14 protein-coding genes are annotated in these 13,810 nt (G+C 68.9%); 5 read left to right on the top strand and 9 right to left on the bottom strand.

Annotated elements, in window-relative coordinates; translation table 11 throughout:
- The first annotated feature begins 23 nt into the window (after positions 1 to 23).
- Together TS85_RS08630 and TS85_RS08625 are read left to right on the top strand one after the other, a co-directional pair.
- Positions 24 to 1,142 (top strand): DUF2336 domain-containing protein, encoded by a 1,119-nt coding sequence (locus TS85_RS08630; RefSeq protein ID WP_044331646.1) that lies wholly within the window; start codon positions 24 to 26, stop codon positions 1,140 to 1,142.
- Positions 1,139 to 2,536 (top strand): sensor histidine kinase, encoded by a 1,398-nt coding sequence (locus TS85_RS08625; RefSeq protein WP_044331645.1) that lies wholly within the window; start codon positions 1,139 to 1,141, stop codon positions 2,534 to 2,536. The genes TS85_RS08630 and TS85_RS08625 overlap by 4 nt, the downstream gene beginning before the upstream one ends.
- A 42-nt stretch (positions 2,537 to 2,578) precedes the next feature.
- Here the strand turns inward: TS85_RS08625 and TS85_RS08620 are convergent, their stop codons facing one another.
- The 4 genes from TS85_RS08620 to gltX all read right to left on the bottom strand — a co-directional run bounded on the left by TS85_RS08620 (position 2,579) and on the right by gltX (position 6,067).
- Positions 2,579 to 2,875: a hypothetical protein gene (locus tag TS85_RS08620; RefSeq protein WP_044331644.1), complete on the bottom strand. Its 297-nt coding sequence runs from the start codon at positions 2,873 to 2,875 to the stop codon at positions 2,579 to 2,581.
- Between the two features lie 98 nt (positions 2,876 to 2,973).
- Positions 2,974 to 3,204 (bottom strand): hypothetical protein, encoded by a 231-nt coding sequence (locus TS85_RS08615; protein WP_044331643.1) that lies wholly within the window; start codon positions 3,202 to 3,204, stop codon positions 2,974 to 2,976.
- A gap of 123 nt (positions 3,205 to 3,327) precedes the next feature.
- Positions 3,328 to 4,611 carry a citrate synthase gene (locus TS85_RS08610; RefSeq protein ID WP_044331642.1) on the bottom strand — a complete coding sequence of 428 codons (1,284 nt, stop codon included), beginning with the start codon at positions 4,609 to 4,611 and terminating at the stop codon, positions 3,328 to 3,330.
- A 25-nt stretch (positions 4,612 to 4,636) separates the two neighbouring features.
- Entirely contained in the window at positions 4,637 to 6,067 is a 1,431-nt protein-coding gene (gene gltX / locus TS85_RS08605; RefSeq protein WP_044331641.1) for a glutamate--tRNA ligase, read from the bottom strand.
- A gap of 79 nt (positions 6,068 to 6,146) precedes the next feature.
- Between gltX and TS85_RS08600 the strand changes: the two genes are divergently transcribed.
- Positions 6,147 to 8,321 carry a ComEC/Rec2 family competence protein gene (locus TS85_RS08600; RefSeq protein WP_044331640.1) on the top strand — a complete coding sequence of 725 codons (2,175 nt, stop codon included), beginning with the start codon at positions 6,147 to 6,149 and terminating at the stop codon, positions 8,319 to 8,321.
- Here the strand turns inward: TS85_RS08600 and lexA are convergent.
- The 5 genes from lexA to TS85_RS08575 all read right to left on the bottom strand — a co-directional run bounded on the left by lexA (position 8,315) and on the right by TS85_RS08575 (position 12,639).
- Entirely contained in the window at positions 8,315 to 8,995 is a 681-nt protein-coding gene (gene lexA / locus TS85_RS08595; protein WP_044331639.1) for a transcriptional repressor LexA, read from the bottom strand. The two genes, TS85_RS08600 and lexA, sit on opposite strands and share 7 nt — an antisense overlap.
- 57 nt (positions 8,996 to 9,052) lie before the next feature.
- On the bottom strand, positions 9,053 to 10,237 hold the full coding sequence (locus tag TS85_RS08590; protein ID WP_044331638.1) for a molybdopterin molybdotransferase MoeA: 1,185 nt from the start codon (positions 10,235 to 10,237) through the stop codon (positions 9,053 to 9,055).
- 73 nt (positions 10,238 to 10,310) lie between these two features.
- Entirely contained in the window at positions 10,311 to 11,030 is a 720-nt protein-coding gene (locus tag TS85_RS08585; protein WP_044336078.1) for a prolyl hydroxylase family protein, read from the bottom strand.
- A gap of 114 nt (positions 11,031 to 11,144) precedes the next feature.
- Positions 11,145 to 12,023: an RcnB family protein gene (locus TS85_RS08580; protein ID WP_052507817.1), complete on the bottom strand. Its 879-nt coding sequence runs from the start codon at positions 12,021 to 12,023 to the stop codon at positions 11,145 to 11,147.
- 109 nt (positions 12,024 to 12,132) lie between these two features.
- The gene (locus TS85_RS08575; RefSeq protein ID WP_044331637.1) at positions 12,133 to 12,639 is read right to left on the bottom strand and encodes a (2Fe-2S)-binding protein; all 507 of its coding nucleotides are present in this window, start codon (positions 12,637 to 12,639) and stop codon (positions 12,133 to 12,135) included.
- A gap of 77 nt (positions 12,640 to 12,716) precedes the next feature.
- On the opposite strand from TS85_RS08575, the gene TS85_RS08570 reads away from it, so the two are divergent.
- A complete protein-coding gene (locus tag TS85_RS08570) occupies positions 12,717 to 13,517 on the top strand; it encodes a DODA-type extradiol aromatic ring-opening family dioxygenase (RefSeq protein WP_044331636.1) in 801 nt (266 codons plus the stop codon).
- Positions 13,518 to 13,584: 67 nt separating this feature from the next.
- Entirely contained in the window at positions 13,585 to 13,803 is a 219-nt protein-coding gene (locus TS85_RS08565; RefSeq protein WP_044331635.1) for a hypothetical protein, read from the top strand.
- Positions 13,804 to 13,810: the final 7 nt, after the last annotated feature.

Genomic DNA, 13,810 nt, shown 5'->3' with positions numbered 1-13,810 from the left:
GACACTCCCGTAGATTGAGCACGATGTCGGACAACCCCGTCGACCTGCGCGGTGGCGCTTCCATCGGCGCAAAGGCGCTGCTCGCGCGCGCGGCAGCTGCGGAGGCGTGCGCCTATCGCGGCCTGATGGTTGCCGTCGACGATTTCTTTCTGCCCGAAGATCAGCGGCTTGACGAACGGACCCGATCGGCGCTCGCGACGCTCCTCCGCGCGCTGGTGGAGACCGTAGAGGCGCAAATCCGCGAATATGGGGCACGTTTGCTGATCAGCCGCGGCGAATCCGCGCTGGCGCAGGCGCTTACCGAAGGCGGCGCCTCGGTATTCCCCCGGCTGGCCCGGTCTGGGCTGCTCCGCGACACCGCGCTGATGGCCGAACTCACTGCGCGGGTGCGGCAGGATGCGATCGGCGCCGCGCTGCCGATGCACGCCCCCGACGATCCCGAGCGCCCGAGCCTGATCAACCGATTCGTTCAGCATCCCGATCGCGTGCTCGCGAGCGGTGCGATGGCCGTGCTGATCGCCGAAAGTCGTCGCCGGGGCAGTCCCGATGCGGGACAGCTGGCCGAGACGGGATTGCCCGCCGAACTGCACCACAAGCTCGTCTGGTGGGTCGCCGCCGCGCTGCGCGAGCGCGTCGAGGAAGCCGAGGGCGCGGCGCTGGCAGTCGTCGACCGCGCGCTGTCCGAGGCCGCGCAACGCAGCCTCGCCGCGTATGACGAGGGCGATCGGCTGGAGGCGACCGCGATGCGCTTCGCCGCGGTGATCGACGCACAGGCCGACGAACTGCCCCAGCTTCTGGTCGAATCGCTCGGCGACCGGCGCGTAGTGCTGTTCGTCGCGTTGCTCGCCCACGCGCTGGGCTCGGACTATGCGCTTGCCCGCGACATGGTGCTCGATCCCGGCGCCGACCGGCTGTGGCTCGCGCTTCGGGCGCTCGAACTCCCGCGCGAGGCGATTGCCCAGATCGGCTATGCCCTGTGCGAGGCTGATCCGCGCCGCGATGTCGAGCGCTTTGCCGATACGCTCGACGCGATCGCCGAGATCGGCGGTCACGAAGCGCGTGAGGCGTTTGCGCCGCTCAAGCTCGATCCCGATTATCGCGCGGCCCTGCTCGCGCTGGCACAGGCCGGGTCTCCGCGATGAACGCGATCGGCCCCGCGCTGCCGCTGGCGATCGGGCGACTCGACCCCGACGGGCGGCTGGTCGAGGCCGAGACGCGGCTGTACGAACTCAACGATCGCGCCGGGGGCCTGATCGGCGGCCCGTTGGCGGTGCCGCAGATCGCGACGCTGGCACGGCTCTCGCAGCGGTTGGGGATCGCGATTTCGCGCAACGTGATCGCCGCCGATGGCGAAGACGATCTCGAGCTTTGGGTCCGTGCCGAGCCCGATCGCGGCGGCGTCCGGCTGGAGGTCAGCGGCTGGCGTCCGCGCCCGGTGTGGCGCGCGCCGGGGACCGAATCGGACCGCGACGGCGATTTCTTCCGCTCCTCCGCCGACTGGCTGTGGGAAACCGACGCATCGCTGCGCATCACCTTCCTCTCGATCGAGGCGGGCGCACGCTATGGTTTCGATTCGAGTGCGATGCTTGGCCAGCCGCTGACCCGGCTGTTCAGCCTGGCGCATGATGACGCCGGCAACCTGCCGATCCTGACCGCCGTCGCCGCGCAGACGCGTTTCGATCGTCAGCAGGCCGAGTTGCGCGGCACCGGGCGGATGGTGCGGCTGGGCGCTACGCCGCGTACCGATGCGGGCGGGCGCTTCGCCGGGTTCGTCGGCGCGGCGCACATGCTCGATCCCACGCCGCCGCCGCCCAAGATCGATGCGCCGGTGCCCGCACCCGCCGCGCCCTTTGGCGGCTTTCCCAATTCGTTCAGCCAGCGGCTCGACCGCGCGCTGCGTGGGCCCCTGGGCAAGATCATCGCCAACGCCGATTCGATCAATGCGCAGACCGAAGGGCCGCTCAAGCCGGACTATGCCGAATATGCCGGCGACATCGCCAATGCGGGGCGCCATCTGCTCGGGCTGGTCGACGATCTGGTCGATTTGCAGGCGATCGAGCGCGACGATTTCACTACGAGTGCCGAGCCAATCGACCTGGCCGATGTGGCCCGCCGCGCGGGCGGTCTGCTCGCGGTGCGGGCGGCGCAGGGCGAAGTGCGGATCGACAAGCCGGCGATGGACGAGACCGTGCCGGTGACGGGCGAGTTCCGTCGCGCGCTCCAGGTGCTGGTCAATCTGATCGGCAATGCCGTGCGCTATTCGCCGCAGGGCGGGATGGTGTGGATCCGGCTGGAGCGCGACGGCGACATGGGCTGCGTGATCGTCGCCGACCAGGGCAAGGGGATCGCGCCCGAAGACCAGCAGCGCATCTTCGAGAAGTTCGGGCGTGTCGACCCGAACGAGCCCGGCGGCAGCGGGCTGGGGCTCTACATCGCGCGGCGGCTGGCGCGGGCGATGGGCGGCGACCTCACGGTCGACAGCGCGCTCGGAATGGGCGCGCGCTTCGTGTTCACGCTTCCCTGGCGCGATGCGTGAGCGAAAAGGGCGCCCGCACCGCGGACGCCCTTGGTTGCCAGACTAGCGGCGGCGGCAGACCGTCACGCGATGGCCGCGGCGCCATTCGTTCCAGCACGCCTTGCGCGAGCGGCTGTAGCGCCGGTTCCCCGCATGATGGCGGCCACGATCCCAGCCCCGGCGATGGCGGTCATAGCGCTGGCGGTCATAGCGGTCGCCGCGCTGATAGCCGTGGCTCTGCACGCTGGCGACCAAGGTGCTGGCGCCGGCATGGGTCGGCGCTGCGGCCGCGGGGGTGGCGGCGCTGGCAATCCCGGCAAAGGCAAGGCCGGCGACTGCGATAAGCTGGGCGATCTTCATCTCTGCTTCCCTCTCTCGTCTATGGTGGAGACGGGAATAGCAGAGGCCGTCGGTGCGCTTGCTGAACCGACTTGTCGGCTGAGGTTAAGGAGGCGCGGCTAGTCGCGCCGGCGGCTTCGCTTGCGTTCGGCGCGGGTCGGCACCAAGCGCGCGCCGCCGACCAGCACCGCGCCCAGCACGGCGAGGATCGCGCCGCGCAGCACCCAGGTCCGGCTGTCGATCATGAAGCTGGAACTCGGCCAGCGGACCATACCGAGCCCCTGGAGCACGAACAGCGCCCCGAAAGGAATCGCTAGCAGGCCGGCAAGGATCAGGATCGTCTGGCGCATCGCGGGCTCCGCTCGTGGATCGATACAGCCGGGTACCACATGTCGCGGAGAAATGCCCCGAAACAACTCCGCCCCGCCGCCCTGAAGGGGCGACGGGGCGGGACTCTACGCGGGTGAGGGCGTTCAGCGGCTCGTGATCGGCACGTAATCGCGCTCGGTCGGGCCGGTGTAGAGCTGGCGCGGGCGGCCGATCTTCTGCTCGGGGTCCGAGATCATCTCGTTCCACTGCGCGACCCAGCCGACGGTGCGGGCCAGCGCGAACAGCGCGGTGAACATCGTCGTCGGGAAGCCGATCGCCGACAGGATCACGCCCGAATAGAAGTCGACGTTCGGGAACAGCTTCTTCTCGACGAAATAATCGTCCTTGAGTGCCATTTCCTCGAGCTGAAGCGCGACTTCGAACACCGGGTTGCTGACGTTCAGCGCAGCGAACACTTCGCGCACGGTCTTCTGCATCACGGTCGCGCGGGGATCGTAATTCTTGTACACGCGGTGGCCGAAGCCCATCAGACGGAACGGATCGTTCTTGTCCTTGGCGCGCGCGATGAACTCGGGAATGCGCTCGGGGCGGCCGATCTCGTGGAGCATGTTGAGCGCGGCTTCGTTGGCGCCGCCATGCGCGGGGCCCCACAGGCAGGCGATGCCGGCCGCGATGCACGCGAACGGATTCGCGCCCGACGAACCGGCCAGCCGCACCGTCGAGGTCGAGGCGTTCTGCTCGTGATCGGCATGGAGGATGAAGATGCGGTCGAGCGCCTTCTCCACCACCGGATTGACTTCATACGGCTCGGCAGGGACGCCGAAGGTCATGCGCAGGAAATTGCCGGTGTAGCTCAGATCGTTCTGCGGATAGAGGAACGGCTGGCCGACGCTGTACTTGTACGCCATCGCCGCGATCGTCGGCATCTTCGCGATCAGCCGGTGGCTCGCGATCATGCGCTGGGTCGGATCGGTGATGTCGGTCGAATCGTGATAGAAAGCCGACAGCGCGCCGACCACGCCGCACATGATCGCCATCGGATGCGCGTCGCGACGGAAGCCGCGATAGAAGGTCGCCAGCTGCTCATGGAGCATGGTGTGGCGGCTGATCGTATGCGTGAACTTGTTCAGCTCGCCCTGGTTCGGCAGTTCGCCGTTCAGCAGGAGGTAGCTGACTTCCATGAAGCTCGACTCTTCGGCGAGCTGGCCGATCGGATAGCCGCGATGGAGCAATACGCCCTCATCGCCGTCGATGAACGTCAGCCCCGATTCGCACGATGCCGTCGACGTGAAGCCGGGGTCGTAGGTGAACATGCCCGTCTGGGCATAGAGCTTGCGAATATCGACGACATCGGGGCCGGTGCTGCCCGTCAGGATCGAATATTCGACGTCCTTCCCCGGAACCTGCAGCTTCGCGGTGTCGCTCATAGTGTCGTCCTTGCTAGTCCCGCGGTCAGGCGGGAACGGTCATCTGGTCTGCGATACGGGCCAGGCTCTCCTCGCGTCCGAGCAATGCCAGGACGTCGAAGATACCAGGCGAGGTACGCCGCCCAACGAGTGCTGCGCGCAACGGTTGCGCAGCGGCGCCGAGCTTGACCCCCGCATCTTCCGCGACGGCGCGAACCGCCGCTTCGAGCGCCTCCGTATCCCAGGCTTCCACGCCGTCAAGCGCGGTGTGCAACTGAGCCAGAAACGTCCGCGCCTCGCCCTCTAGCAGAGCCGCCGCGCCTTCGTCCAATTCCAGTGGGCGGCTGCGAAACAGGAAGCCCGCGCCATCGGCCAATTCGCCCAGATTCGCGGCCCTTGGCTTCAGCGAGGCCATGCTGCGGCGCAGAAGGTCGTGCTGCGACTCGGACAGCGCGACGCCCAAGCGCGGCGCCACCAGATCGGCGAGCCGGGCATCGTCGGCGGCGCGGATATAGAGGCCGTTGAGGTTCTCGAGCTTCTTCAGGTCGAAGCGCGACGGCGACTTGCCGACCCCGCCCAGATCGAACCATTCGATCGCCTGGTCGCGGCTGATGACCTCATCATCGCCATGTCCCCAGCCGAGTCGGAGGAGGTAATTGGACAGCGCTTCGGGCAAAATGCCCATATCGTCGCGATAGGCGTCGACCCCCAGCGCGCCGTGGCGCTTCGACAGCTTCGCTCCGTCCGATCCGTGGATCAGCGGGATATGCGCATAGATCGGCTCGCGCCAATCCATCGCGCGGATCAGCGCGAGCTGGCGGAAGGCGTTGTTGAGGTGATCGTCGCCGCGGATGACGTGGGTGACGCCCATGTCATAATCGTCGACGACGACCGCGAGCATATAGGTGGGCGTGCCGTCCGAGCGGAGCAGGACCATGTCGTCCAGCTCGGCGTTGTTGACCGTCACTGCGCCCTGGACGCGATCGTCGATCGTGACCGCGCCTTCGCGTGGCGCCTTCAGCCGGATGACGAAGGGGGCACCTGCCGGGGCATCGCTCTCCGGCCGGTCGCGCCAGCGTCCGTCATAGCGCAGCGGCAGCTTGTTCGCGCGCTGCTCGGCGCGCATCGCCTCCAGCTCCTCGGCGGTGGCGAAGCATTTATAGGCATGGCCCTTGGCCAGCAACTGGTGCGCAACCTCGGCATGGCGCTCGGCGCGGGCGAACTGGAAGACCTCTTCGCCGTCCCAGTCGAGCCCCAGCCAGCGCATCCCGTCGAGAATCGCGGCGATGGCGGGCTCGGTCGAGCGGGCGCGATCGGTGTCCTCGATCCGCAGCAGGAACTTGCCCCCGTGATGCCGCGCATAGAGAAGGTTGAACAGCGCCGTCCGTGCCCCTCCGATATGCAGGAAGCCGGTAGGCGAAGGCGCGAAGCGCGTGACGACATCCGTTACGGTGCCGGTATCAGATGTTGCGCTCAACCGCGCTTGCTCCCAGACAATAAGATCGATGGCCCATTCAGCCGCCGAGGCCCCTAGCACGGGGGTGTCCGCCCTTCAAATGGGGGCGGGGGCGGCATTGCGCCAGGCGTCGGACGCAGTCGAATGCTGGCTGGAGGCCGAACGCGATCAGCTTGTGCTGTGGCTGCCGGTGATGCTGGGGCTGGGGATCGCGGCGTGGTTCGGGCTGCCCGATGCGGCGCGATGGAGTGCGCTGATCGCGGCTGCGGCGGCGCTCGCGCTGATCGGCGTGGCGACGGCGGGGCGGGGGCGGGCACCGCGCGTGCTGGCGGTGGCGGCGCTGGCGGTCGCGCTGGGTTGCGCGCTGATCTGGTGGCGGGCGGAGCGCGTGGCGGCGCCCGTATTGGCGCGGCCCGCAATGGTGACGCTCGACGGGACCGTGGTGCGAGTCGAGGCGCTGCCGGCGCGCGAGATGGTGCGGCTGACGCTGGCGCCGGTCGGGCGAAGCGACCTGCCGCGCAAGCTGCGGGTGAATTTGGCGGAGGGCGATGCGCCGGCTGGCATCGCCACTGGCGCGCTGGTCCGCCTCAGGGCGCGGCTGATGCCGCCCGCGCCGCCCTCGGTCCCCGGCGCCTATGATTTTGCGCGCGCGGCGTGGTTCGCCGGGCTCGGCGCGACGGGCAAGGGCTTTGCGCCGGTGCAGGTGCTGCGCCCCGGCGCTGCGCCGGGTGCCGACCTGCGCGCCCGGCTGTCGGCGCATATCGAGTCGCGGATCGCGGGCAGCGCGGGGGGAATCGCCAGCGCGCTCGCCACCGGCGACCGTGGCGCGATCACCCAGGACGATTCGGAGGCGATGCAACGCGCCGGGCTCAGCCATTTGCTGTCGGTCAGCGGGCTGCACGTCACCGCCGTGACCGCGGCGGCGATGCTGGTGGTGCTGCGGCTGCTCTCGCTCAGCCCGACGCTGGCACTGCGCTGGCGGCTTCCGCTCGTTGCGGCGGGGGGCGGGGCGCTGGCGGCGATCGGCTATACGCTGCTCACCGGTGCGGAAGTGCCGACGATCCGGTCGTGCGTTGCCGCGCTGCTCGTGCTGCTGGCGCTCAGCCTGGGGCGCGAGGCACTCACGCTGCGGCTGGTCGCGGCCGGGGCGACGATCGTGCTGCTGCTCTGGCCCGAGTCGCTGGCGGGGCCGAGCTTTCAGCTCAGCTTTGCCGCGGTCACTGCAATCGTCACGATCCACGAGCATCCGCGGGTGCGGGCATGGTTCCTGGCCCGCGACGAGGCGCGGTGGCGCGGGATCGGACGCGGGCTCTGCTCGCTCCTGCTCACCGGCGTCGCGGTCGAGGCGGCGCTGATGCCCATCGCGCTGTTCCATTTCCACAAATCGGGGCTGTACGGCGCGCTGGCGAACATCGTCGCGATTCCGCTGACGACGTTCGTGATCATGCCGCTCGAGGCATTGGCGCTCGCGCTGGACCTGGTCGGGATCGGGGCGCCGGCGTGGTGGCTGACGGCGCGGGCGCTCGACCTGTTGCTGGGGCTGGCGCATGTCACGGCATCGGCGCCCGGCGCGGTCGCCGCGCTGCCGGCGATGCCCGGCGGGGCCTATGCGCTGATGGTCGCGGGTGGGCTGTGGCTTGCGCTGTGGCGGACGCGGGTGCGGATCGGCGGGCTGGTGCCGCTGGCGATCGGGGCGGGCTGGGCGCTGCTCACCCCGGCGCCCGACCTGCTCGTCACCGGCGACGGGCGGCATCTGGCGATCCGTACCGCGAATGGCGGACTCGCTCTGCTGCGCGATCGGGCCGGGGACTATACGCGGGCGATGCTCGGCGAGAATGGCGGGGTCGAGGACGATGCGCTCGCGCTCCTTGCCGACCAGCCCGAGGCGCGGTGCAGCGCCGATCTGTGCCTGATCGACGTGACCCGCGGCGGGCGGCGGTGGCGAGTCGCCGCCACGCGCAGCGGCTATCTGGTGCCGTGGAAGGCGATGATCGCGACCTGTGCCGCATCGGACCTCGTCGTGAGCGAACGCCGCTTGCCGCCGGGGTGCCACCCCCGCTGGACGGCGCTCGACCGTGTCACGCTGGCGCATAGCGGTGGGGTCGCGATTAGCTTCGCCGGGCCGCGCGTGGTTACGGTGCGGTCGGGCGGGCACCATCCGTGGATCGACCCGCCGACGGTCCAGCCACCGTTCGAAGCTGCACCCGGAGCGGCGCGGCACGATCGGCCCCGCAGAGCGATGACGCGCCGCCGCCCGGACGCCCCGCCTCAATAGCGGCGGAGCAGCCCCGCCAGCTTGCCCTGCACCCGCACCTGATCGGGGCGATAGCGCTGCGCGTCATAGGCGCGGTTGGCCGGATCGAGCCGGACCATCGCGCCTTCCTTGCGGAAATATTTGAGCGTCGCTTCGGTATCGTCGATCAGCGCCACGACGATCTCGCCGTCGCGCGCAATCTCGGTGCGGCGGATCAGCGCGTAATCGCCGTCCAATATGCCCGCCTCGACCATCGAATCGCCCGCGACTTCGAGCGCATAATGCTCGCCTGCGCCCAGCAGCGCGGCGGGCACCGGCAGCATCGTCGATCCTTCGAGCGCCTCGATCGGGGTACCCGCGGCGATCCGCCCGTGGAGCGGGATCTCGACGACGTCGTTCGCGGCGCGCGGCGGGGCCGAAGTTGATGAAGTTGATAGTAGCGCAGGCTCTTTCCGCGGTGCCGGCTTCCTGGTTTCGCCGCGTTCGGGCATACGCAACACTTCGAGCGCGCGAGCGCGGTTGGGCAGGCGCCGGATGAACTCGCGTTCCTCGAGCGCGCTGATCAGCCGGTGGACCCCCGACTTGGATTTCAGGTCGAGCGCTTCCTTCATTTCCTCGAAAGAGGGCGATACGCCGGTTTCATTGAGGCGATCGGAAATGAAGCAGATCAGCTCGTGCTGCTTGCGCGTGAGCATCGGGGTTCCTCCGTCTAGAACAGACTGGGAACGTTTATGCAATGTTCCTCCCGCTTGTCAAGCGATGCTGAGGATTTCCACCGAGTCGCCCGGATTTGCCGCCGGCGCGCCCGGCGCGCGGAGGATCAGGCAGTCGGCGGCGGCGAGCGTGCGCAGCATCGCGCTGTCCTGAAGCGGCGGTGCGACGGCCCGCCCGTCGACGATGGCCCCGCGCAGATAATCGGCGCGGGGGCCGTTGGCGGGGAGGGGCGCGCCGAGCAGGATCGGGCGCGGGACGGGGAGGGGGTTGCCGGCTCCGGCCATCCGCGCGACCAGCGGGCGGACGAAGAGCATGGCGGTGACGAACGCCGAGACGGGGTTGCCGGGCAGCCCGAGCACCACGGTGTTGCGCATCCGGCCCGCCATCACCGGCTTGCCGGGGCGCAGCGCGACGCGCCAGAAATCGAGCGCCGCCCCCGCCGCCGCGAGCGCCGGGCGGACGAGGTCGTGATCGCCCACCGACGCGCCGCCGCTGGTGACCAGCAGATCGGCATCGACGCCTGCGAAAGCTGCGGTCAGCGTCGCCATGTCGTCGGGAAGGATGCCGAGGTCGATCAGGTCGACCGGCAGATCGGCGAGTTGCGCCATGAGCATCAGCCGGTTGGTCTCGGGCAACTGGCCGGGGGATAGCGGCGTGCCGGGTGGGACGAGTTCGTCCCCCGTCGCGGCGACCGCCACGCGGACGCGCCGCGCCACCGGAAGCGTCGCATGCCCCGCCACCCCGGCGAGTGCGAGCCGGGCGGGGGTGATGCGCTCGCCTGCCGCGATGAGCACATCGCCTTCGTGGAAATCGAGCCCGCGCGCGCGGACATTGCGGCGGAGATATTGCGGCCCCTCGCCGGCAAGCGCCAGTGCGGTGCCTTCGCGCTGCGCTTCCTCCTGGACGAGCACCGTGTCGGTGCCGGCGGGGAGCATCGCGCCGGTGAAGATGCGCACTGCCTCGCCGGGGCTCGCGGTGCCCGCGAAGGGGCGCCCCGCGGCGCTCTCGCCGATCACGGTCCAGGGGCCGGGCAGGTCGGCGAAGCGGATCGCATAGCCGTCCATCGCCGAGAGATCGGCGTCGGGCTGGGTGCGGCGGGCCGTGACCGGCTGTCCCGCCCAATGGCCTAGCGCACGGGCGAGCGGGGTGGCCTCGGGCGGCAACGGCGTGGCGAGCGCGAGCAGCCGCGACTGGGCTTCGGCGACGGGGAGGAGCGGAGTCATCGCCGGCGCTTGTGCCGGTTCGGTGCGGCGACGCAAGCGCTCAGTAGGTGGAGCGTGCGCGGGGCAGGGCGCCTCAGTTCGCGTTCTCGATCCCCGGCGAGGTGTAGGTGGGGATGATGTCGCGGATCCATGGCTCTTCGCGGAACCATTTTGTTACGATGTACTTCATGCCCTCCAGCACGCGCATCCCTTCGTGGAGCGTATCGTAATTGGGGGCGCCGTCCGCCGCCATGTTGTTCCACACGACGAGCAGCCCACGCTTCGGCTTGAAGCGGATGCCGGCGCGGGGGAACCAGGTTGCGCCGCCTTCGGGCACGTCGTTGAGATAGGCCATCGCGGTCCAGGTGCGCTGGCCGCCGGTCTCCTGCATCTTTGGCCAGTAATCGCTGGTTTCGTGGAAATAGTCGCAATGCGCGCGGAACTGCTGGTTCACGGCATAGCGCTGGCCCTGGAGCGTCTCGCCATGGTCGCCGGGTATGCCGAGCAACGCGGCGATGCGCTGGTCGATCGCCCAGATCGATTCGTCCCAGCGATACAGGTCCGAACTGTGGGAAGTGCGGTATTCGGGGTCCTCGCTGGAGGCGAGCAGCGTCGACGGGCGCGAATTGCTGTCGATCATCTGGATCAGCATGTCGCATTCGGCATCGTCGAAAAAGCCGGGGACGGTGTACATCTGCGCCGTCTCGACCTTGGCGCGGCGGACCGCGGGGTCGGCATCGAGCCGCGCGGCGACGTCGCGACCGATCTTCGCGCGGGCGGGGGAGGCGCTGCCCGATACCTTGCCGATGATGATATTGCTCACGAAAGCGAATTCGCGCGGCGCCGCGCGGATTGCAAGAGGGCACGGCAAAAGGGCCCGGCGTTTCCGCCAGGCCCCCAGGTCTTGCCGGCAACAGCGCGAGTGCGCTTACCAGAAGATGTCGTAGATCGTGTCGACCACCTGGCCGGTGTAGATATCGACGAGCAGCGCGTCATTGTAATAGCGCACCCAGCGATACGGGCCGTCGACTTCGGGAAGCCGGTAATAATAGGGATCGTTGATCCAATATTGCTGCGAGAACAGGATCGAATTGAGCGTGAACCCGATCGAGAAGCGGCGATAGCCATAGCCCCAGCCATTGGGGGCATAGTAGCGCGGCAGGCGATAGAGGCTGCGGTTGCTGGTGCGATAGCCGCGCCAGTCATAGCGGCGGTCGTTGCGCCAGCTGTTGTTCCAGCGGCCGCCGTTGCGATCGTTCCAGCTGCGGTTGTTGCGGTCATATTGGCCGCGCCCGCCGTTCCAGCCGGGATTGCCGCGATCATATTGGCCGCGATTGCCGCCATTCCACTGGTTGCGATCGCCGCGCCCGTCGCGGTTGCCGTTCCACTGGCCATCGGGGCGCGGGCCGCGATTGCCGCCGTTGAACTGGCCGCCGTCCGGACGCCCACGATCGCCGCCATTCCACTGGCCGCGGTCAGGGCGCGCACCGCGATCCGGGCGCGCGGCGCGGTCGCCACCGTTCCACTGGCGCTGTTGCGGCGCCGCCTGGGGCTGTTGCTGCGGCTGGGCCTGGGGCTGGCGCTGCGGGCCGCGATCGCCACCGTTCCACTGGCGCTGCGGTTGCGGGGCGCGGTCGCGCTGCGGCGCGCTCTGGCGCCACTGGCCGCGATCGGGGCGCGACTGCTGGCCGCTCGACGCACCGGAGTCGGCGCGGTTGCCGCGCCCACGCTCGCCGCGATCCTGCGCCAGTGCAGGCGGGACCAGGGCCGTTGCGGCGATGATCGCCGCGAGCAATGCTTTCTTCATCTGATGCGTCTCCGCGGGACCGGCAATGGCCGGGCCACCTGCATTCCGATTAGGCCCCGCCGGATGAGCGGTTGCTGAATTGCGGTGAAAGCCGATTGAAAGAAAAGGATCAATCGCTCGGCTCGACGACTTGGCTCGGCGCGTCGAGACTGACCGGAGCATCCCCGCGCGCGATCCGCGCGGCATCGGTTATTGCGCCGATGAGCCGCGGATAAATGCCGCAGCGACAGATATTGGGGATGCCCGCCTTGATATCTTCTTCGGACGGGTTGCGATTGTTTCGCAACAATATCGACGCGGCCATCACGATTCCGGGGATGCAATAGCCGCATTGCGGAACATTGGCGGCGATCAGCGCCTGTTGCACCGGATGGCTGCGATCCTTTGACAGCCCCTCGATCGTGGTGACGAAATTGCCTTCGAGCGCGCCGATCGTCTCCTGGCACGCCAGCCGCAGCGTGCCGTCGACATCGACCGCGCACGCGCCGCAATCGCCGGTGCCGCAGCCATATTTGGTGCCCGTCAGGTTCGACGCATCGCGCAGCGCCCAGAGCAGCGGCGTGCGCGGGTCCATCCTGTACTCGACCGGCTGGTTGTTGACGGTGAAGCGAGTCATGGCCTGTGTGTAGCGGGAAACATGCCGTTTCCGAAACCGGCATTGTACCCGCATCGCCGGCGCGCGACATCAGTGCGATGACGCTCCCCACTCTCTTCATCCCGCATGGCGGCGGCCCCTGTTTCTTCATGGACCCTGAGGGCGGTCCGCCCGACCCGATGTGGCAGCCGATGCAGGCCTATCTCGCCGGGCTGATCGGATCGCTGGCCGAGCGGCCGCGCGCGATCCTGCTCGTCTCGGGGCATTGGGAAGCGGCGCAGGTCACGATCCATGCCGGCGACGGGCACCCGCTGCTCTATGATTATGGCGGCTTCCCCGAGCACACCTATCGCCTGCGCTGGGACGCGCCGGGTGCGCCCGACGTCGCGATGCGGGCCAGGGCATTGATCGAGGGGGCAGGCTTCCCCGTGGGCGTCGAGACGGCGCGCGGATGGGACCACGGCGTGTTCATCCCGATGATGGTTGCGGTGCCGGGCGCGGACATCCCGCTGGCGCAGCTGTCGCTCCGCCGCGATCTGGATCCTGCCGCGCATATCGCGATCGGGCGCGCGCTGGCGCCGCTGCGCGACGAGGGGGTGCTGATCGTCGGGTCGGGAATGAGCTTTCACAATATGCGGGCGTTCGGGCCGCAGGTGACGCCGGTCGCCGATGCGTGGGACGCAGCGCTGAGCGAGGCCGTCACCGATCCCGATCCCGTGCGCCGCGCCGAGCGCCTCACCGCGTGGGAGGACCTGGCACAAGCCCGCTTCGCCCATCCGCGCGCCGAGCATCTGCTGCCGCTGATGGTCGCGCTGGGAGCGGGTGGGGCGGACCCGGCGCGGTGCGACTATCGCGATCACGTCATGGGCTGGACCGTCAGCGGATATCGTTTCGGCTAGCTTCGCGCCGTTGCGGCGCCGATCTGCCTATAAGGAGGGTTGGAGTACGCAAACGGAGCGGACATAGATGCTGAGCGAAAAACCGCGGTTCATCGAATTGATGGCGATCAATGGCGAGCCGATGCTGGTGAATCTTGCCTCGGTCCGGTCGGTGTCGGCGATCAATCTGGCGGGCGCGGAGATGGGGGTGATCGTGTTCGACAAGGATCACGAAGTCGTCGTGGGCTCGACCGTCGCACAGGTGATCAAGGCGATCGCCGGTCCGCCGATCATGATGGGTGACTGAACGCGCG

The sequence above is a fragment of the Sphingomonas hengshuiensis genome, from assembly GCF_000935025.1.
GTDB classification, from domain to species: domain Bacteria; phylum Pseudomonadota; class Alphaproteobacteria; order Sphingomonadales; family Sphingomonadaceae; genus Sphingomonas; species Sphingomonas hengshuiensis.
The sequence above is the reverse complement of the archived record's forward strand: the minus strand, read 5'-3'. Positions and strand labels throughout refer to the sequence as shown.

Coding starts and splice junctions, on each gene's coding strand:
- TS85_RS08630 (WP_044331646.1), top strand. CDS start 24: ATGTCGGACAACCCCGTCGACCTGCGCGGTGGCGCTTCCATCGGCGCA.
- lexA (WP_044331639.1), bottom strand. CDS start 8,995: ATGCTCACGCGCAAGCAGCACGAGCTGATCTGCTTCATTTCCGATCGC.
- TS85_RS08580 (WP_052507817.1), bottom strand. CDS start 12,023: ATGAAGAAAGCATTGCTCGCGGCGATCATCGCCGCAACGGCCCTGGTC.
- TS85_RS08590 (WP_044331638.1), bottom strand. CDS start 10,237: ATGACTCCGCTCCTCCCCGTCGCCGAAGCCCAGTCGCGGCTGCTCGCG.
- TS85_RS08620 (WP_044331644.1), bottom strand. CDS start 2,875: ATGAAGATCGCCCAGCTTATCGCAGTCGCCGGCCTTGCCTTTGCCGGG.
- TS85_RS08625 (WP_044331645.1), top strand. CDS start 1,139: ATGAACGCGATCGGCCCCGCGCTGCCGCTGGCGATCGGGCGACTCGAC.
- TS85_RS08565 (WP_044331635.1), top strand. CDS start 13,585: ATGCTGAGCGAAAAACCGCGGTTCATCGAATTGATGGCGATCAATGGC.
- TS85_RS08600 (WP_044331640.1), top strand. CDS start 6,147: ATGGGGGCGGGGGCGGCATTGCGCCAGGCGTCGGACGCAGTCGAATGC.
- TS85_RS08570 (WP_044331636.1), top strand. CDS start 12,717: ATGACGCTCCCCACTCTCTTCATCCCGCATGGCGGCGGCCCCTGTTTC.
- TS85_RS08615 (WP_044331643.1), bottom strand. CDS start 3,204: ATGCGCCAGACGATCCTGATCCTTGCCGGCCTGCTAGCGATTCCTTTC.
- TS85_RS08610 (WP_044331642.1), bottom strand. CDS start 4,611: ATGAGCGACACCGCGAAGCTGCAGGTTCCGGGGAAGGACGTCGAATAT.
- TS85_RS08575 (WP_044331637.1), bottom strand. CDS start 12,639: ATGACTCGCTTCACCGTCAACAACCAGCCGGTCGAGTACAGGATGGAC.